The organism is Proteus penneri (assembly GCF_022369495.1).
Classification (GTDB): Bacteria; Pseudomonadota; Gammaproteobacteria; order Enterobacterales; family Enterobacteriaceae; genus Proteus; species Proteus penneri.
This window is the reverse complement of sequence record NZ_CP059690.1, coordinates 3529941-3547746: the sequence shown is the minus strand read 5'-3', so window position 1 is coordinate 3547746 and position 17806 is coordinate 3529941. Positions and strand designations below refer to the sequence as shown.

Annotated in this window: 19 protein-coding genes and 1 pseudogene; 9 read left to right on the top strand and 11 right to left on the bottom strand. The window is 39.6% G+C overall.

What is annotated here, in order from left to right; genetic code table 11:
* Positions 1-125: 125 nt before the first annotated feature.
* From waaA to coaD, 3 genes are read left to right on the top strand one after another with little or no spacing between them, the layout of a single operon-like run.
* Positions 126-1403, top strand: coding sequence for a lipid IV(A) 3-deoxy-D-manno-octulosonic acid transferase (waaA, locus tag H1225_RS15885; protein WP_072064689.1), 1278 nt, complete (start codon positions 126-128; stop codon positions 1401-1403).
* The gene (locus tag H1225_RS15880) at positions 1403-2182 is read left to right on the top strand and encodes a glycosyltransferase family 2 protein (protein WP_109848253.1); all 780 of its coding nucleotides are present in this window, start codon (positions 1403-1405) and stop codon (positions 2180-2182) included. The genes waaA and H1225_RS15880 overlap by 1 nt, the downstream gene beginning before the upstream one ends.
* Complete coding sequence (gene coaD, locus H1225_RS15875) at positions 2172-2657, top strand: pantetheine-phosphate adenylyltransferase (protein ID WP_239739250.1); 486 nt, start codon at positions 2172-2174, stop codon at positions 2655-2657. Before H1225_RS15880 ends, coaD begins: the two co-directional genes overlap by 11 nt.
* Here coaD and mutM read toward each other — a convergent pair.
* Positions 2654-3478, bottom strand: a complete 825-nt coding sequence (gene mutM / locus H1225_RS15870; RefSeq protein WP_072064691.1) for a bifunctional DNA-formamidopyrimidine glycosylase/DNA-(apurinic or apyrimidinic site) lyase — start codon at positions 3476-3478, stop codon at positions 2654-2656. The two genes, coaD and mutM, sit on opposite strands and share 4 nt — an antisense overlap.
* A 99-nt stretch (positions 3479-3577) precedes the next feature.
* Between mutM and rfaL the strand changes: the two genes are divergently transcribed.
* Positions 3578-4837: an O-antigen ligase RfaL gene (gene rfaL / locus H1225_RS15865; RefSeq protein WP_109848251.1), complete on the top strand. Its 1260-nt coding sequence runs from the start codon at positions 3578-3580 to the stop codon at positions 4835-4837.
* A 1-nt stretch (position 4838) separates the two neighbouring features.
* On the opposite strand, the gene H1225_RS15860 is transcribed toward rfaL, so the two are convergent.
* The 7 genes from H1225_RS15860 to radC all read right to left on the bottom strand — a co-directional run bounded on the left by H1225_RS15860 (position 4839) and on the right by radC (position 10865).
* On the bottom strand, positions 4839-6008 hold the full coding sequence (locus H1225_RS15860) for a glycosyltransferase family 4 protein (RefSeq protein WP_115065720.1): 1170 nt from the start codon (positions 6006-6008) through the stop codon (positions 4839-4841).
* A complete protein-coding gene (locus tag H1225_RS15855) occupies positions 6008-7111 on the bottom strand; it encodes a glycosyltransferase family 4 protein (RefSeq protein ID WP_115064986.1) in 1104 nt (367 codons plus the stop codon). Before H1225_RS15855 ends, H1225_RS15860 begins: the two co-directional genes overlap by 1 nt.
* Before the next feature lie 3 nt (positions 7112-7114).
* Positions 7115-8116, bottom strand: coding sequence for a glycosyltransferase family 9 protein (locus H1225_RS15850; RefSeq protein ID WP_006534246.1), 1002 nt, complete (start codon positions 8114-8116; stop codon positions 7115-7117).
* A 138-nt stretch (positions 8117-8254) separates the two neighbouring features.
* Entirely contained in the window at positions 8255-9382 is a 1128-nt protein-coding gene (locus H1225_RS15845) for a glycosyltransferase family 4 protein (protein ID WP_161670752.1), read from the bottom strand.
* A 148-nt stretch (positions 9383-9530) separates the two neighbouring features.
* The gene (rpmG, locus tag H1225_RS15840) at positions 9531-9698 is read right to left on the bottom strand and encodes a 50S ribosomal protein L33 (RefSeq protein WP_006534250.1); all 168 of its coding nucleotides are present in this window, start codon (positions 9696-9698) and stop codon (positions 9531-9533) included.
* Positions 9699-9709: 11 nt separating this feature from the next.
* A complete protein-coding gene (gene rpmB / locus H1225_RS15835) occupies positions 9710-9946 on the bottom strand; it encodes a 50S ribosomal protein L28 (protein WP_036914542.1) in 237 nt (78 codons plus the stop codon).
* A 247-nt stretch (positions 9947-10193) separates the two neighbouring features.
* The gene (gene radC / locus H1225_RS15830) at positions 10194-10865 is read right to left on the bottom strand and encodes a RadC family protein (RefSeq protein ID WP_109406973.1); all 672 of its coding nucleotides are present in this window, start codon (positions 10863-10865) and stop codon (positions 10194-10196) included.
* A gap of 302 nt (positions 10866-11167) precedes the next feature.
* Between radC and coaBC the strand changes: the two genes are divergently transcribed.
* The 3 genes from coaBC (at position 11168) to slmA (ending at position 13536) form a co-directional block, all read left to right on the top strand.
* The gene (gene coaBC, locus H1225_RS15825) at positions 11168-12379 is read left to right on the top strand and encodes a bifunctional phosphopantothenoylcysteine decarboxylase/phosphopantothenate--cysteine ligase CoaBC (RefSeq protein ID WP_239739249.1); all 1212 of its coding nucleotides are present in this window, start codon (positions 11168-11170) and stop codon (positions 12377-12379) included.
* Positions 12363-12821, top strand: coding sequence for a dUTP diphosphatase (dut, locus tag H1225_RS15820; protein WP_006534255.1), 459 nt, complete (start codon positions 12363-12365; stop codon positions 12819-12821). Before coaBC ends, dut begins: the two co-directional genes overlap by 17 nt.
* Positions 12822-12933: 112 nt before the next feature.
* A complete protein-coding gene (gene slmA / locus H1225_RS15815) occupies positions 12934-13536 on the top strand; it encodes a nucleoid occlusion factor SlmA (RefSeq protein ID WP_072064699.1) in 603 nt (200 codons plus the stop codon).
* A gap of 307 nt (positions 13537-13843) precedes the next feature.
* Here the strand turns inward: slmA and pyrE are convergent, their stop codons facing one another.
* Positions 13844-14488: an orotate phosphoribosyltransferase gene (pyrE, locus tag H1225_RS15810; RefSeq protein WP_072064700.1), complete on the bottom strand. Its 645-nt coding sequence runs from the start codon at positions 14486-14488 to the stop codon at positions 13844-13846.
* Positions 14489-14568: 80 nt separating this feature from the next.
* Entirely contained in the window at positions 14569-15285 is a 717-nt protein-coding gene (rph, locus tag H1225_RS15805; RefSeq protein ID WP_072064701.1) for a ribonuclease PH, read from the bottom strand.
* Positions 15286-15411: 126 nt separating this feature from the next.
* Here rph and H1225_RS15800 point away from each other — a divergent pair, with 126 nt between their 5' ends.
* On the top strand, positions 15412-16275 hold the full coding sequence (locus tag H1225_RS15800; RefSeq protein ID WP_072064702.1) for a YicC/YloC family endoribonuclease: 864 nt from the start codon (positions 15412-15414) through the stop codon (positions 16273-16275).
* Positions 16276-16445: 170 nt separating this feature from the next.
* Positions 16446-16854 (top strand): annotated as a pseudogene (locus H1225_RS15795) (type II toxin-antitoxin system death-on-curing family toxin).
* 10 nt (positions 16855-16864) lie between these two features.
* On the opposite strand, the gene murQ reads toward H1225_RS15795, so the two are convergent.
* A complete protein-coding gene (gene murQ, locus H1225_RS15790; RefSeq protein ID WP_006534261.1) occupies positions 16865-17764 on the bottom strand; it encodes an N-acetylmuramic acid 6-phosphate etherase in 900 nt (299 codons plus the stop codon).
* Between the last annotated feature and the right edge of the window lie 42 nt (positions 17765-17806).

Below are 17806 nucleotides of genomic sequence, written 5' to 3'. Positions count from 1 at the left end.
GCCTGTTAAAATTAATAAAAAAGCATTATACCGCGTTGTTTAATGCCACAACGTTTGTTTTTACACACTTTATCCCACACAGTGTGATACTATAAGCGTTCGTCTAGATAAGTGAATTTGATAGCATGTTGTTGCGTTTATATCAGGTACTTCTTTACCTTATTCAACCTCTGATTTGGTTGCGTCTTTTATTACGCAGCCGTAAAGCCCCCGCCTACCGAAAACGGTGGGGAGAGCGCTATGGCTTTTGCAAAGGCAAAGTCGTGCCTCAAGGGATATTATTGCACTCCGTCTCTGTCGGTGAGACTCTCGCCGCAGTACCGCTTGTTCGCGCCCTTCGCCATCACTATCCTGATTTACCTATAACAGTCACGACCATGACTCCGACAGGTTCGGAGCGTGTGCGTTCTGCGTTTGGTGATGATGTTTACCATGTCTATCTTCCTTATGATTTACCCGGTTCAGTTAATCGTTTTCTTAAAACGGTTGACCCCAAACTGGTGATCATAATGGAAACAGAGTTATGGCCTAACTTAATTTCAAAACTGCATCAACGAAAAATTCCGTTGATTATCGCCAATGCTCGTTTATCAGAACGCTCTGCCGCTGGTTATCAGAAATTGGGCAGTTTCGTCAAAACGATGCTGCAAAAGATCACCTTAATTGCCGCTCAAAACCAAGAAGATGGTGAGCGTTTTATCGAATTAGGGCTTAAACGTTCACATTTGCATGTTACAGGTAGCCTAAAATTTGATATTTCAGTTACCCCTGAATTAGCCGCAAGAGCCGTTGCTTTACGCCGTCAATGGGCAGCTCATCGCCCAGTTTGGATTGCAACAAGTACCCATGAAGGCGAAGAAAGTATTATTTTAGAGACACATAAAAAGCTACTGACACAATTTCCTCAACTTTTGTTGATTTTAGTGCCTCGACACCCAGAGCGTTTTCCTAAAGCAGAACAGTTAACTCGTGAAGCAGGGCTAAAATATACCTTACGAAGCACGGATGCTGTACCCGATGCACAGACCCAAGTGGTGATTGGCGACACCATGGGTGAACTGATGTTGCTCTATGGTATTGCCGATCTGGCATTTGTGGGGGGAAGTTTAGTTGAGCGTGGTGGTCATAATCCTTTAGAAGCCGCTGCCCACGCTATCCCTGTAATTATGGGACCACATACTTTTAATTTTAAAAATATCTGTGCCAAACTTGATCAAGCTGAAGGATTAATTACTGTTACAGACAGTGAATCAATGGCAACCGCGATTGCCTCACTGCTTAATGATGAAGATTATCGCCGTTACTATGGTCGCCATGCCGTTGAAGTGCTTCATGAAAACCAAGGAGCATTACTGCGTTTGCTTACCTTACTTTCACCTTATCTTCCCCCTCGGAGTCACTAATGAGCCAAAGTAAGCGCCTTTCTGTGGTGATGATCAGTAAAAATGTCGCTGATGTCATTGGCGAGTGCTTAGACTCTGTACAATGGGCGGATGAAATTATTGTGTTGGATTCAGGTAGCCAAGATAACACTCGTCATATTGCGACAGAAAAAGGGGCTAAAGTCTTTATCAACAGTGAATGGCCAGGATTTGGCAAACAGCGTCAACTAGCGCAACAATATGCTACTGGCGATTATATTTTTATGATTGATAGTGATGAACGTGTCACTCCTGAACTAAAAGTCAGCATTCAAGCTATTTTGCAGCAACCTGAAGAAAATGTGGTTTATAACTGTGCTCGCCGTAATTTATTTATGGGGCGCTTTATGAAACACAGTGGTTGGTATCCGGATAAAGTGACCCGTTTATATGCTCGTGAACGTTATCAATATAACAATAATTTGGTTCATGAATCGTTAGAAACCCAAGGTGCAACTACCAAAACATTACAAGGTGACCTCTTACATCTTACTTGTCGTGATTTAATGGAGTTTCAGCAAAAGCAGCTAAAATATGCCGCCGAATGGGCAAAAGAGCGTCATCAACAAGGTAAAAAAGCCAGTTTCGGCTCAATCTTAAGTCATACGTTAGGCGCCTTTTTTAAGACTTGGTTATTAAGAATGGGGTTTTTAGACGGAAAACAGGGGTTGATATTGGCATTTGTTAACGCACAGTATACCTTTAATAAATACGCCTCTTTATGGGAACTCAGCCAGAAGACTGTAAATAATGAAAAATAAAGCTATCTACCCCGGAACTTTCGATCCCATCACTTATGGCCATATCGATATTTTAACCCGCGCAGCAGGTATGTTTGATACGGTTTTATTAGCGATTGCTGATAGCGCCCGTAAAAATCCGATGTTTACCTTAGAAGAACGAGTTGATTTAGCCAAACAGGTAACGAGTCATTTATCCAATGTTGAAGTAGTGGGGTTTAATGAACTAATGGCTAACTTTGCTAAACAACAACAAGCGACGATTTTAATTCGTGGTGTTCGTAGCGTTTCTGATTTTGAATATGAATGGCAACTGGCGAATATGAACCGTCATTTTGCACCGGATCTTGATAGCGTATTTTTACTGCCCTCTCAAAATCTTTCATTTGTCTCTTCATCTTTAATTAAAGATGTTGCGCGCCATGACGGTGATGTCTCTACGTTTTTACCTGACGTTGTCACCACCGCCATGCTAAAAAAACTCGGTAAGATTTAACGCTCGTTCTCACCATGTTGGCAATGTCGGCAAAAAAATGTGCTACGTTGCCCTTGCTTTATACTTTCAATCGGTTGCCCACAAATTAAACACGGTTTGTCTTTACGCCCATAAACAAATAGCTCTTGTGCAAAATAACCGGGTTTACCATCAGATTGTAGAAAATCTTTAAGTGTTGTCCCACCTTGCTCAATGGAACGGGTTAATACCCGTTTGATCGCCGTAACAAGAACTTCACACTCTTCTGATGTTAAGCTATTGGCTTTTCTATCTGGCATAATACCTGATGAAAATAGTGCTTCATTAGCATAAATATTACCGACGCCAACCACTAATTTATTATCCATTAACCACGGTTTGATGGCTGTTTTTTTATTTTTAGACTGTTGATAGAGATATTCGGCATTAAATTCATCCGAAAGCGGCTCTGGCCCTAAATGGGCTAATACCGTGCTTGTGGCTAAATCTTCACACCATAGCCAAGCACCAAAGCGCCGAGGATCGGTATAACGCAGTACCTTGCCATCACGAAAAACCAAATCGATATGATCATGTTTTTCTTCAGGTTGCTCTTCTAATAAAATACGTACACTTCCTGACATCCCTAAATGAATAATGATCCATCCTGTATTAAGCTCGACTAGCAAGTATTTAGCGCGTCGTTTTACGCTTAAAATAGGTTCATCCAATAAGGTTTTTATTTTTTCTGAGACAGGCCAGCGTAATTTACTATTACGCACAATGGCGTAGTGCAACACATTACCCACAAGATGAGGCTCAATACCTCGACGACTGGTTTCGACTTCTGGCAATTCTGGCACAGGTGACTCCATGATTATCAGATAAGAGATACAGCGATAACATCATTTTTATTGTATGATCAGCTTCCCTAAAAGTATAAAGGACGATAGCAGATTATTATGATGGTGTTTAAAGACTATAGTAAAAAATCCCTGTGGAATTTATCCATTATTGGGCTTTACATTATATTGATCTACTTACCGGATATCACCCGTTATAAAAATATTGTGATCGGATTGATTGGTGCAACAGCGCTGTGGTATCTGGTACGTGATTTTAAAACTATCTGTAAAATTTTTAAAAATAATCTGGCTTTCTCGCTACTGTTTTTATTACTGACTATTGGTTATTCCATACTGATTTCTGTCGAGCCAAATATTAGTATCAAAGAAGTAAATAAGCCTATTTTAAATGGCTTACTGCTTTTTGCTGTTACCTTTCCGATTGTATTATATAAAGAAAAACCCACTGATATTGCCAAGATGGTGATGGTAGCTTTTGCAATTGGATTGTTGGTGATTATGGCAAAAGAACTGGTGCAGTATTATTTAGAGTATCAGAAAGGTATTTGGCCTTTTACAATAAAAAGTCAGTTAATTCATAGGGAAATATCCTATGCTCTTCTTTTTTTCTTTCCTATTATATTAGCATTATGGGCTCTAAAAAAACGTAACGCTATTATTAATTGGTTGCTGTTAGCTATTGTTAGTTTAGCATTTGTTTTTATTATGTTAGGAACCTTAGCACGCGGAGCATGGGTGGCATTAGCAATTAGTACGCTACTTATCTTGGTCATTAATCGCCAATGGTTACTACTAATAATCAGTACGTTAATCTGTGCTCTGTTATTTATTGGGGCGACAAATTTACCGGCAAATCCCGTTATCAGCAAATTACTTCAATATAAATTAACCCAAACCAATAGTGGACTACGATTTGATAATGGCACCCAAGGTGCTGCACTTGATCTTATTCTAGAACAACCGATTAAAGGCTATGGTTATGGTAATCAAACTTACCATAATGTTTACAATGAGCGAGTTAAAGATCACAAAAGTTGGGTATTCAAAAAATCCATTGGTCCCCATAACGTCTTTTTAGCTTTTTGGTTTGCTGGTGGTATTTTAGGGCTATTGGGTATTCTCTATTTTTGCTCGTCAATAATTGTGCAAGGTATTCAGCTAATAAGAAAAAATCATGGGATTATTCGCCAAGCAGCTTTAGTGCTATTGATGTCATTTTTAGGAGTGTATGTACTACGAGGATTATTTGAAAATGCCTATATCAATCAAGTGGGTATTTTGGTGGGATTAATGCTGGCACTGCGCCACGCTTTACTCAATAATCAATCCGTCACACCATCAGGTAAACAACAATAAGTTACTTAATTAACGTCTTTATTGTCTTTAGAATAACCTCAGCCCGTTTATCCCAGTTGTAATAATTCTCAACCAGAGAACGGGCATGAGTGGTTTTTTCTTTAGCTCGTTGTGGGTTTTCTCTTAACTGTATTATCTGTTTTGCAAAACTCTGCGCATCGCCACTATCTGCAAAACTTACCGCTTTTTCATCTACAACATCACGAATTGAAGGAAAATCAGAGATCACCACGGGTTTTTCCATCGCCATATATTCAAATAACTTGAGTGGTGAAGTATAGCGGCTTCCAATACTGGTTAACGTAAGCGGGAGTACGCAGATATCATGCTGAGCAATCGCTTCAAAGCGTTTTTTGGGATCAACAAACCCCAAAAAATTGACCTTATCTTTTACGTCCATTTCTTGAGCTAATAAAGTTAATCCGCTAATCTGCTCCGATGTTCCCCCTGCGATATTTAACCGTGCGTTATCAAGATATTTCATTGCTCGCATCATGGTAGGAATACCTTTCCATTTATGCAAACTTCCTAAATAGAGCACTTCAGTAATAGATTGATTTAATTTAGCAGGCACTACCTGACTATCCGCCACTGCATGTAAATCTACACCATCAGGCACAATAATTATTGGTGTAACAACTTGATACTGCGAAACAATATCATCTCTTAATAATGAAGTAAGAACAAAAATACCCGTCGCTTGGCTATAAACTAACTTCTCCATTTTTAATAGCTTATGATATTTTGCACGATTCTTTTTTTTCTCAAATGAATGAGACTCAGCAAAAGATTGAGCAAAAATTTCATGGCTTTCAAAAAAGAGGGGAATTTCTGGATAATTTTCACAAAGATAACACGCTAGCTTTAAGTTACGGGTAAACAACGCATCTACATCATTTTGTTTTATCCAACGAGCAATTTGTAATGAGAAAAGTTTTTGTGAATTAAATGGAAAATACCATTTACGTCGAATATCTCTTAAGGAAACTAAGCTCGCATTAGTGTGAATTGAACGACCTAATATATCGCTATCTTGATATTGTCCTTTTGGCGTGACTAAAGTGACTTCTGCACCCGCTCGAGCAAATGCATCCACATTTTGCAAGATTTGCAAGGAAGCAACACGTAAGTCAGGAACTGGGTAAGGATCAAGATAGGCGATCTTCATTATTATGACGCCAATGCCTGTAATAAACGTTGCGCGGAATGTTGCCAAGTATAACGTGTTTCTATACGCAAACGCGCATTCTCACCCATCGCTTTTCCTCTATCAGGTAATTGGCGAAGATGATTAATCGCCATCACAATTTCATCTGCACTACCAGGAGCAACTAATAATCCCGCAGTGCCTTCATTACCGACAACTTCAGGGATCCCCCCTATATGGCTGGCAATCACTGGTTTTGCACACGCCATGGCTTCTGCAATCGTAATACCGAAGGCTTCATCTCCTGTACTTGGGAAAATACCTGCATCACTGGCTGCATAAAATTCAGGTAATTGATTATGCCCAACGGGTTGATGAAAAATGACTTGTTCTGCAATACCTTTCGCCACCGCTTTACTTTTCAATCGTTCTAAATCATCACCAGCACCGATAATCAAGAGCTTAACATCTTCACCTTTTAGTTTTTCAATCGCATCAATCGCCACACTTAAGCCTTTCCAACCCACTAATCGACCTGCAAATGAGAGTAAAAATGTAGACTGACTTATTCCTAATTGCTCACGTAATGAGGTACTCATTGGCTTAAATTTTGCAATATCCACGCCATTATAAATTACGCTCGGGAATTGCTTAAAATGGTGTTGAATTTGCCAAGCATTAAAATGACTACATGCAACCCATGCTGAGATTTTCTTACCTAACCGACGATCACCTTTAAAAAAGCTGGTGCCTCCACTCATATAACAAAAACGCGTTGAGGATGATTTAGACATCATAGAGGGCCAAAAAAAATCAAACGGTTTGGTTAAAATAATCCAATCAAAATGTTGGTTGATAACATCTTTTTTAGCGTGCCGCGCAAAAGTGTAACGCTCAACAATACGGCGAAAACGTCCACCGAGATCGATAACTTTATCCCGCGGTGTATAAGGATAAGTGTGTACCTGTATTTGGCGTCCTGCCAGATTGTGTCGAATATCGCCATTGCCACCATAAAGATGAACTTCATGCCCAGCATCATGCAGTTGCTTAGCAAGCTCCCAAACCGCGGTTTGGATCCCGCCATAAGACATGGTGATTGTGACATCAATTATACCGATCTTCATGGATTACTTTTTCACCTTCATTCCATTCATGATATTACGCACTGCATTCCACACTTCTTCAACTGATATTTCAGCCATATTGTCTTCACGGTGGGCATTTTCCAACGATGTTGGATGTTGGATAACCTGACAACAAGAATGTTGTAATGGTGCTAAATAACATCCTGGGTGATAGCTATGATATAGCGCCACCATTGGGATATCTAAAGCCCCTGCTAAATGTGTAGGCCCTGTATCTACCCCTACATAGAGCGATAAATTTGCCATAATCGCCGCATTTTGTCGCATTGAAACTCGACCCGCTAAGGCTAAACAATGCTCTTCACCGATCTTTTTAGCTAAATCAATGGATAATTGTTGGCTTTCCTGACTACCTAATAGCAAAAAGTACGTACTCGCGTCATGGGTAATAATCTGTTTTGCTAATTGCAGAAAATTTTCTACGGGCCAATCCCTATAGGCTTTAGCCGGAAAACTTTGCAGTTGAAAACCAACAATATTCTTATTAATTAATGCATTATCTTTTAAAAACTGTTGTGCAAAAGCCGTTTCTTCGTCATTGATAAAATAACGTAATTGCCAACAACTCGGATAAATCCCTAATGCATTAATTAATAAGGCTCGCTCTTTTTGTGCAACCATTGGCGAAGTGGGACGCGCAACCCAAGTCGTATTACCTTGCTGCTGAGAAATATCAGCAAAAGCAACGGTATGATGAGATTGACGACGAGCATAGTTCACCAATTCACTATCATTACCGTAAACCAAAGCCAAGTCATAAGGCTTATGGGGTAACCATCCAGACCAAACTGCTCTTTTTTTAGAAAAAGGCCTAATACAATCAATATCAGGATTATGCTCAAGAATGCATGCACTACGTTTATGTGCAAATACATGAATATGAGCATTGGGCCAGCGCTGCTTTAAAGCATGAAGAACAGGAGTGATAAGTAATGTATCACCAAAACGCGCTACCGCTATAACCAATATATTTTTTGGATCCATATGCTTTTTATTTGGTTTAAATGATACATTTACTTTTCAGACTATACACTAAAAAGTATTACAAATATTCATCAATGAGATGAATACACCAAGTTAATAATAGAGATAATCATTTCACGACTTTATTATCAACATTAATCATACTGATTTATTTTTATCGTTGATTGCCTGAATAAAGATCCTTTCCATCTTATCTAACATGTTATCTAAACTAAATCGTGAAATGGCATGTTCAAGCGCTGCTTTTCCCATCTGTTCACGCAATTCATCTGAACTCATTAATTTAGCTAAATGACGGGTTAATAATTCTTGTACTTGCGGTACTAATGTAAAACCGGTTTTACCATCAATAACGGCTTCACTAATCGCGCCCACCATTGTAGAAACAACAGGTAAACCACAGGCCATCGCTTGCATAATGCCTTGCGGTACACCTTCATTACCAAAAGAAGGTAATGCAAATAGATCCATTGCATTTAAACAATCAGGCACATCATTACGATTACCAAGGAAGAAGATACTTTGTTCTAGTCCCGCCTCTTTCACCATCGGTTCTAAATTTTTACGTTGAGGTCCATCACCAACAAAAATTAATTGCCAATCAGGAAACTGCTGATGCAATGATTTCCATGCTTCTACTAAATATTTATGTCCTTTCCATACACGCATAGTTGCAACAATACCTAATGTCAGCTTATTCGGTATTCCAATTTTTTCTCTAGCGTGTTGTTTATCTTGAGGAAAAAAACGTTGTAAATCGATTCCTGTAGGCACCGATGTCATTTTTTCTAATGGAAATTTATTATGCTGATGGAGCGTCTGGCGTAATTTCTCACCTGTTGTCACAACATGGGCACTGGATGAAAGATAAAGCCATCGTGTTGGTAATGAACGTGAAACATCCGTAGAAACATGACGAGTTCGAACCACCACGGGTGATTGGCGTAATGTGGCACAAGAAGCAGCAACTAGCCATGCATCAGTTGAACTATGAGTATTGATAATATCAAATTGGTGATGATGTAATTTCAGCCATTGACGAAGTGCTTTTAATGATGAAAGACGTTTTTTTTCAATGGGCAATGTGAAAACTTCAATACCATAATCAGGTGCTGCTTTAGCAATTTTAGATGTGGGACAACACACCAATGCCACTCGGTGTCCTTTGCGGATCATACCTTGAGATTCCGTCAGTATACGAATTTCCTGACCACCCCATCCACAAGATGATTCTGTATGTAATATTGATAGTGCTGACTTACTCATCCGCAATCCATTCACCTGACGATTCAAAAGAGCCATAGTATAACTAAAGAGCAAGCTAAGGTCACAATAGCTTTACTTTGTTATACTTAGCTGGCTCCAGATAACAAAAAACCCGACACGAAGGTCGGGTTTTTTAAGAAAACTAAAATTATTTAATTTTAGCTTCTTTATAAAGCACATGTTGACGAACAACTGGATCGAATTTTTTCATTTCCAGTTTTTCTGGCATAGTGCGTTTGTTCTTCGTAGTGGTATAGAAGTGACCTGTACCAGCAGAAGAAACGAGTTTAATTTTCTCGCGAATACCTTTAGCCATTTTTCAGCTCCTTAGAACTTCTCACCACGGGCACGTAAATCTGCTAATACAGATTCGATGCCTTTCTTATCAATCACACGCATACCTTTAGCAGATACACGCAGAGTTACGAAACGTTTCTCAGACTCAACCCAGAAACGGTGAGAGTGCAGGTTTGGCAGAAAACGGCGTTTAGTCGCGTTTAATGCGTGAGAGCGGTTGTTTCCACTCACAGGACGCTTGCCGGTAACTTGGCAGACTCGGGACATGTCTATTCTCCAAAAATCTAATCAGCTCGAGCTTTAATATCAGGTTTGACCGCCTCGTCAGGCTTTGGAGCCCATCTCAGCAACTTTTAACGATTGAAAAACTGTGTAAACACCTCAGAAAAAACTTGCTGAGATAGGCTCTTCTCGCCAAACCCAAGATCCTCAAAGGTGGCGTAGTATACGCCCAATGGCCTCAACGCTCAAGACCCGTACAAATAAAGATTGACAATAATTACAAAAATATTTGCTATAACCAACCTCGTTCTGCAAAAGAAACACAATCATCATGCCCTATCACAAGGTGATCGAGTACATTTACGCCCACTAATTGGCAAGCAAGAAAAATTTTTTCTGTTATTTCTTTATCTGCGAGACTCGGTTCGCAAACACCAGAAGGGTGATTATGAGCAAGAATAATAGATGTTGCATTCTTTTTTATTGATTGACGGACAATTTCTCTAGGATGAACCTCTACACGATTAATTGTTCCTTTAAACATCTCTTCAAATGCAATCAATTGATTTTGATTATCAAGAAAAAGTACCACAAACACTTCTCTGTCTCGCCAATGCAATAGTTTTTGTAAGTAATACTTTGTATCCTCTGAAGAAGATAAAACATTTTTATACATAAATTGTGTTGTGGAAAAACGCTGTGCCATTTCATTGATAGCTTGCAATTGAGTAAACTTTCCTACACCGACACCTTTAAAACGCCCCAATGTTTCATAATCAGCATTAATAACATGATAAAGAGAACCACACTCTTTAAGTAGAAAAGCCGCCAATTCTAATACAGATTTTTCATAAGTGCCGGTGCGCAAAAAGAGCGCCAATAACTCAATATCAGTGAGTGATTCCACGCCATAAAGTAACAATTTTTCTCTAGGTAACAGTTCACTAACCGATTGATTTTCCATCCGTGGACTCCTTAATACGTAAAGACAGTGGGATTAATGATCTATTTTATTTCTTCACATAAATATTAAAATTTAGGCGAAGTATCACTCATCATTAAATGCTAATCGCAAAACAACTGTTGTTTTATACAGTTAACTTACTATAAACTGCTAATCTTGTATAAAAAAGACACATATTAAATTTATGCGAGACAAATCGCATAAATTTAATCTATAAAACATGAAGTTACATAGAATTCCGAATTCACGATGACCTTGTGGTAAAATTATGGGCAATTATTTATGTACTTAGGCATTTCATCATGACTACACTTCACGACAAAAAGATCATTCTTGGTATCAGTGGTGGTATTGCGGCCTATAAAGCACCTGAACTTGTACGCCGTTTACGTGATAAAGGCGCGATTGTCCGTGTTGTAATGACACCCGCAGCACATGCTTTTGTCACACCATTATCATTACAAGCCGTTTCTGGCTTCCCTGTAGCAGATGACCTACTTGATCCTGCTGCAGAAGCCGCTATGGGGCATATTGAATTAGGCAAATGGGCTGATTTAATTCTACTTGCACCCGCTACCGCCGATCTTATTGCACGCTTACGAGTGGGGATGGCAAATGATTTACTTACCACACTCTGTTTAGCGAGTAGCGCACCGATCGCTATCGCGCCAGCAATGAATCAGCAAATGTACAGAGCCACAATTACACAAGAAAATTTATCAGCTTTAGAGCAGCGAGGCTGTTTAATTTGGGGGCCTGACTCTGGTAGCCAAGCTTGTGGTGATGTAGGACCAGGGCGAATGCTCGATCCTTTAGAGCTAGTCTCATTAGCGGAAAAACAACTTACTTTACAACCACAAGATTTTGCAGGTAAAAAAATTACAATCACCGCAGGGCCTACTCGTGAAGCACTCGATCCGGTACGTTTTATCAGCAATCATAGCTCTGGAAAAATGGGCTTTGCAATTGCACACGCAGCCGCACTACGTGGAGCTGATGTCACGCTTATTGCTGGGCCTGTCACATTACCGACACCCGCTTGTGTTAAACGTATCGACGTTGAAAGTGCACAAGACATGTATGAACAAGTGATGTTAATCGCACCTTCACAAGATATTTTTATTGGTTGCGCTGCAGTTGCAGATTACCGCGCTAAACTTATCGCGGCTGAAAAAATAAAAAAACAAGGTGATGAAGTCACCATCACTATGGTAAAAAACCCCGACATTGTCGCGAGTGTCGGAAAGATGGTTGAACACCGTCCTTTTGTTGTTGGATTTGCAGCCGAAACCCAGAATGTGGAAGAATATGCCCGCAAAAAACGAGAACAAAAGCAGCTCGATTTAATCTGTGCCAATGATGTTTCAATAGAAAATCAAGGCTTTAACAGTGACAACAATGCATTACACCTTATTTGGGCTAATGGAGAAACGCGCTTACCACACAGTAGTAAAGCACAACTTAGCCATCGCCTACTTGACGAGATAGCCAAACATTATGATGAAAAAAATTGATGTTAAAATCCTTGATGCACGTATTGGTCAAGAATATCCACTTCCTGCTTATGCCACAACAGGCTCTGCTGGTTTAGATTTACGCGCTTGCCTTGATGCACCATTGGTTCTTGAACCAGGGCAAACCGAATTATTACCTACAGGTCTTGCTGTACATATTGCCGATGAAGGATTAGCAGCAATGGTGCTTCCTCGTTCAGGGTTAGGCCATAAACATGGTGTTGTATTGGGTAACTTAGTGGGACTGATTGATTCTGACTACCAAGGTCAACTCATGGTGTCAGTTTGGAATCGTGGTCAAACAGCGTTCACTATCGAACCGGGTGAGCGTATCGCTCAAATGATTATCGTACCTGTCGTTCAAGCTGAATTTAATATTGTTGAAGATTTTACCGCAACGGAACGTGGTAGCGGTGGCTTTGGTCACTCCGGCCGCCAATAATAAAGACGTCTTGCATTTAATTATATCAATGACGATATCACTCCCTTTGCACTAAAACCTTAGTGCAAAGGTTTACTGATTTGTTTTGCTTTTAGCAGGGGCCTTATCAGTCATGGCAGAAGAAAAAGAAACCAAAAAGAAAAGAAATAGACGGGATGAAATCTTACAGTCACTTGCCCAAATGTTGGAATCAAGTGATGGTAGTCAGCGCATCACAACGGCAAAGCTTGCCGCCAATGTTGGTGTATCTGAAGCTGCACTCTATCGACATTTCCCAAGTAAAACCAAAATGTTTGATAGCTTGATTGAGTTTATCGAAGACAGCTTAGTTTCTCGTATTAATTTGATTTTAAAAGACGAAAAAGAAACGATAGCCAGAATTCGCTTAATTCTTATCTTGATCCTTGGTTTTGCTGAGAAAAATCCAGGACTATCTCGTATTTTAACGGGCCATGCATTAATGTTTGAACAAGATAGATTGCAAGGGCGAATAAACCAACTTTATGAGCGCATTGAGGTTCAACTACGACAAGTTATTAAAGAGCGTAAGATCCGTGAAGGTAGTGCTTTCTTGCATGATGAAGCGTTACTTGCGTCACAATTACTCGCTTTTTGTGAAGGTATGCTAGCGCGCTTTGTTCGCACTGAATTTCGCTATCAGCCCACTCAAGAATTTGAAGCCCGATGGCCATTAATCTTGGCACAGTTACAATGAAATGATGGACTCGTGATTTAACTCAACAATTTGAAATTTACAGATATGCCGTTTTTTTCTTATTTGTGTTAACATGCGTCTTCTGACACATAGTTACCTATATGTATTTATCAGGAATGGCACTCGTGCAGTTCCTACATTGTGGCATTAGCAACTCGCTTTGCCCCTGCAGTAAAAGTCCTTTTTATATTTCAATATCTGTGATATTTATCACAGAAGCTTCATTGTACTACTCACCCCGCCCATAATTGGGCGAGGGCTTTTTTTATCTATAATCGACCAACTTGTTTATCGCTTATTAACTTTATTAATTCACGCCATAGCGCTCACGATAAGCTTTAACTGCAGGTAAATACTCAGACAAAGTTTCGCTCTCACTTAGGTAGCTAATTAAATCATCCAAAGTAATAATCGAATACACTTGGCATTGATAATCGCGTTTTAACTCTTGTATTGCAGAGAGTGCTTCTCGCCCTTTCTCTTGTCTATCCAAACTTAATAATACGGCAGAAAGCGTTGCATCATGCTGTTTGATGATTTCCATTGATTCACGAATTGCAGTACCTGCCGTAATAACATCATCGACAATCACAACATTACCTTTCAATGGGCTTCCGACTAACGTTCCTCCTTCACCATGATCTTTAGCCTCTTTACGATTAAAACAGTAAGGGATATCGATATCATGATGTTCAACTAATGCGACTGCCGTTGTAGTTGCAATAGGTATCCCTTTATAAGCGGGCCCAAACAACACATCACAAGACACATTATTATCTAATAATGTTTGCGCATAGAACTGCCCCAGTAAAGCCAAATCACGCCCTGTATTAAATAAACCGGCATTAAAAAAATAAGGACTCACCCTTCCTGATTTCAGTGTGAACTCACCAAATTTCAAGACATTTTTTGCTAATGCTAGTTCGATAAAGCGGCGTTGGTAGGCTTTCATTTCTTTCTCCTCTCTACGTTACTTGATGATAAATTTTAGGCATAAAAAAGGCGACTTTTCAGTCGCCTTAAAAATAAAATTTATTGCTTCAGCGCCTCTTTTTGCGCTTCAAATATTTTCTCTAATCCCCCTTTAGCAAGGGCGAGTAAAGCAAGTAATTCTTCATGGCTAAATGGCGCACCTTCTGCCGTACCTTGAACTTCAATCATACGGCCATCATCGATCATCACCACATTCATATCTGTTTCTGCGGCTGAATCTTCAACATATTCAAGATCGCATAATGGTTCACCATCAACAATTCCCACAGACACAGCAGCAACCATTGATTTAAGAGGGCTCTTTTTCAGTTTGCCTTCTTCAACCATTTTATTTAAAGCATCAACTAACGCGACGCAAGCACCGGAGATAGAGGCGGTACGTGTGCCACCATCTGCTTGAATAACATCACAATCGACGGTGATGGTAAATTCACCTAACGCTTTTAAATCAACCGCGGCACGTAATGAGCGAGCAATTAAACGCTGGATCTCCATAGTACGACCCGTTTGTTTACCGCGAGCCGCTTCACGAGCATTACGACTATTTGTTGCACGAGGAAGCATGCCGTATTCTGCGGTCACCCATCCTTGCCCTTGTCCTTTCAGAAAACGTGGTACACCGTCTTCTACAGTGGCATTACACAAGACTTTAGTATCACCAAATTCAACTAATACAGAACCTTCAGCATGTTTTGTATAGTGGCGAGTAATGGTAATAGGACGTACTTGGTTTGCTTGTCTGTCTGCTGGACGCATGGTGTTATCTCCGCTTTCTCTGACATATTGGGGGCGCATTATACGACCTAAAATGGCTTATGCCTATCCTTGTATTGATGCATAGGGTTATAATCGTATTATCTTTTACACTATTGAGACCCTATTATGATCCGTAGCATGACCGCTTTTGCTCGCCGAGACATTAAAAAAGACTGGGGTAGCGCTGCATGGGAACTGCGTTCCGTAAACCAACGCTACCTTGAAACTTATATTCGTTTGCCTGAGCAATTACGTAGTTTAGAACCTGTTATTCGTGAACGTCTACGTAATCGCTTAACACGCGGTAAAATTGAATGTAACTTACGCTTTGATCTTAATGCTCGCTTTCAAGGCGAACTTAATCTGGATGAAAACCTCGCCAAACAACTCATTGTTTCTGCCAACTGGGTAAAAAGCCACAGCCATGAAGGCACTATTAGCCCATTTGATATTTTACGTTGGCCAGGTGTTATTTCAGCACAAGAGCAAGATTTAGATGCCATTGGTACTGAGCTTTTAGCGGAATTAGATTTGGCAATTGATGCTTTTATTGCTAGCCGTGAAACCGAGGGACAAGCACTTAAAGCACTAATTGAGCAGCGTTTAGATGCAGTTAGCGAAGAAGTCATTAAAGTAAGAGCACAAATGCCAGAAATTTTACAATGGCAACGTGAACGCTTAACCAGCAAATTAGAAGAAGCGCAAATTCAAATTGATAATAATCGTTTAGAACAAGAGTTAGTGATGCTAGCGCAGCGTTTAGATGTTGCTGAAGAGCTTGATAGATTAGAAGCTCACGTTAAAGAAACACGCAAAATTCTAGTGAAAAAGGAAGCGGTAGGCCGCCGTCTTGATTTTATGATGCAAGAATTTAACCGTGAATCCAATACGTTAGCCTCAAAATCAATTAATACAGAAGTCACCAATTCAGCCATTGAATTGAAAGTTTTAATTGAACAAATGCGTGAGCAGATCCAAAATATTGAGTAAGATTTCTTAGCGGTTTACAGCCCATCATTAGGCCAGTAGATACATTGTATTTGCTGGCTTTTTTGTTATAACAATTTTCTAATTTTAGTGAGCTTCATTTTTTATAAATTGAAAATTGCACACCTGAAATGTTCAATTCAAATGTACATTAAATAATGTGAGAAAATATTATGCATACTTATACCTCCACTCAAGCTCGGGCTCATATTTCTGAAGTTTTAGACACCGCTATTCATGATAAGATCTTAAAACAACTTCCTGGTGTTGCAGGAATGCCTGAGCCCAGAAGAGCTGAGGCACTTATTTACAGAGTACAAAATCGTACTCATGATGAAGGAATAACAGATATTTATGAGCTAGCTGCAACCTATTGGATCGCCATTTCTCGAGGCCATATTTTTAATGATGGTAATAAACGAACTGCATTTTTTGTCACTATGTTTTTTCTTTATCGCAATGGTATAAAAAATAATAGATGTTGATGATGTATTGGAAAATTTAACCGTTGATGCAGCCACAGGAGCTAAAAATAGCCAACAGTTGGCACAATACCTAAGAAAATTAAGTGATAAAAATTAAAACGATTTAATCACTCACCTAATGCCTTTCTAATAAACCCTCTATTTTGTGTAAGCATCTGTGTGGCTTGCTGTGCATCTACGTTTGCTAAGATCATCAAAATTGCCGTTTTACAGTGGCGATGACATTGTGATAACGCGTCTTCAGCGATAGCTCTTTCACACTCTGTTGCTTGCATTACAATACGAATTTGACGTTCAACAAGTTTGGCGTTGGTTGCTTCAACATCCACCATTAAATTACCAAAAACTTTGCCGATTTTTATCATCGCCCCTGTTGTGATCATATTTAAGATAAGCTTTTGTGCTGTACCCGCTTTCATACGTGATGATCCGGTTATCACTTCTGCACCCACAACTGGTGTAATAGCAATATCAGCAAGTCTGGCAATCGGGCTTTCAGGATTACAACTTATCGCCCCTGTTGTTGCACCTAATGATTTAGCGTAATTCAATGCACCAATCACATAAGGTGTTCTGCCACTTGCTGCAATACCCACTAAAATATCTTGCTTATTAAAATTAAGTTGTCGTAAATCCTCTTCACCTAATTGCGCATTATCTTCAGCATTCTCAACAGCTTGTAAAATAGCTTTATGCCCACCCGCAATTAAACCAATCACCATTTCATGAGGTGTGCCATAAGTTGGCGGACATTCACTGGCATCTAAAATCCCTAATCGTCCCGAGGTGCCTGCTCCGCAATAAATAAGACGACCACCTTGAGAAAAAGCAATTGCAACCTTATCAATTAATTGAGCAATTTCAGGTAACACTTTCTCGACGGCTAATGGCACTTTTTTATCTTCATTATTAATGACTTTTAGCATGCCTAATGTTGAAAGTGTGTCTATATTTTCACTGTTATGATTTCTACTTTCAGTGACAAGATTGCTAAGGTCAATCGCCATTATCGCTCTCCCAATATTGTTATTTATTTGATTAACTCGAAG

Bases quoted from the DNA above. Each gene is read 5' to 3' on its own strand.
- radC (WP_109406973.1), bottom strand. From the start codon at position 10,865: ATGGAAAATCAATCGGTTAGTGAACTGTTACCTAGAGAAAAATTGTTA.
- rpmB (WP_036914542.1), bottom strand. From the start codon at position 9,946: ATGTCCCGAGTCTGCCAAGTTACCGGCAAGCGTCCTGTGAGTGGAAAC.
- waaA (WP_072064689.1), top strand. From the start codon at position 126: ATGTTGTTGCGTTTATATCAGGTACTTCTTTACCTTATTCAACCTCTG.
- H1225_RS15880 (WP_109848253.1), top strand. From the start codon at position 1,403: ATGAGCCAAAGTAAGCGCCTTTCTGTGGTGATGATCAGTAAAAATGTC.
- rph (WP_072064701.1), bottom strand. From the start codon at position 15,285: ATGCGTCCAGCAGACAGACAAGCAAACCAAGTACGTCCTATTACCATT.
- H1225_RS15850 (WP_006534246.1), bottom strand. From the start codon at position 8,116: ATGGATCCAAAAAATATATTGGTTATAGCGGTAGCGCGTTTTGGTGAT.
- rfaL (WP_109848251.1), top strand. From the start codon at position 3,578: ATGATGGTGTTTAAAGACTATAGTAAAAAATCCCTGTGGAATTTATCC.
- slmA (WP_072064699.1), top strand. From the start codon at position 12,934: ATGGCAGAAGAAAAAGAAACCAAAAAGAAAAGAAATAGACGGGATGAA.
- coaD (WP_239739250.1), top strand. From the start codon at position 2,172: ATGAAAAATAAAGCTATCTACCCCGGAACTTTCGATCCCATCACTTAT.
- rpmG (WP_006534250.1), bottom strand. From the start codon at position 9,698: ATGGCTAAAGGTATTCGCGAGAAAATTAAACTCGTTTCTTCTGCTGGT.
- pyrE (WP_072064700.1), bottom strand. From the start codon at position 14,488: ATGAAAGCCTACCAACGCCGCTTTATCGAACTAGCATTAGCAAAAAAT.
- H1225_RS15855 (WP_115064986.1), bottom strand. From the start codon at position 7,111: ATGAAGATCGGTATAATTGATGTCACAATCACCATGTCTTATGGCGGG.
- H1225_RS15845 (WP_161670752.1), bottom strand. From the start codon at position 9,382: ATGAGTAAGTCAGCACTATCAATATTACATACAGAATCATCTTGTGGA.
- coaBC (WP_239739249.1), top strand. From the start codon at position 11,168: ATGACTACACTTCACGACAAAAAGATCATTCTTGGTATCAGTGGTGGT.
- H1225_RS15800 (WP_072064702.1), top strand. From the start codon at position 15,412: ATGATCCGTAGCATGACCGCTTTTGCTCGCCGAGACATTAAAAAAGAC.
- dut (WP_006534255.1), top strand. From the start codon at position 12,363: ATGATGAAAAAAATTGATGTTAAAATCCTTGATGCACGTATTGGTCAA.
- murQ (WP_006534261.1), bottom strand. From the start codon at position 17,764: ATGGCGATTGACCTTAGCAATCTTGTCACTGAAAGTAGAAATCATAAC.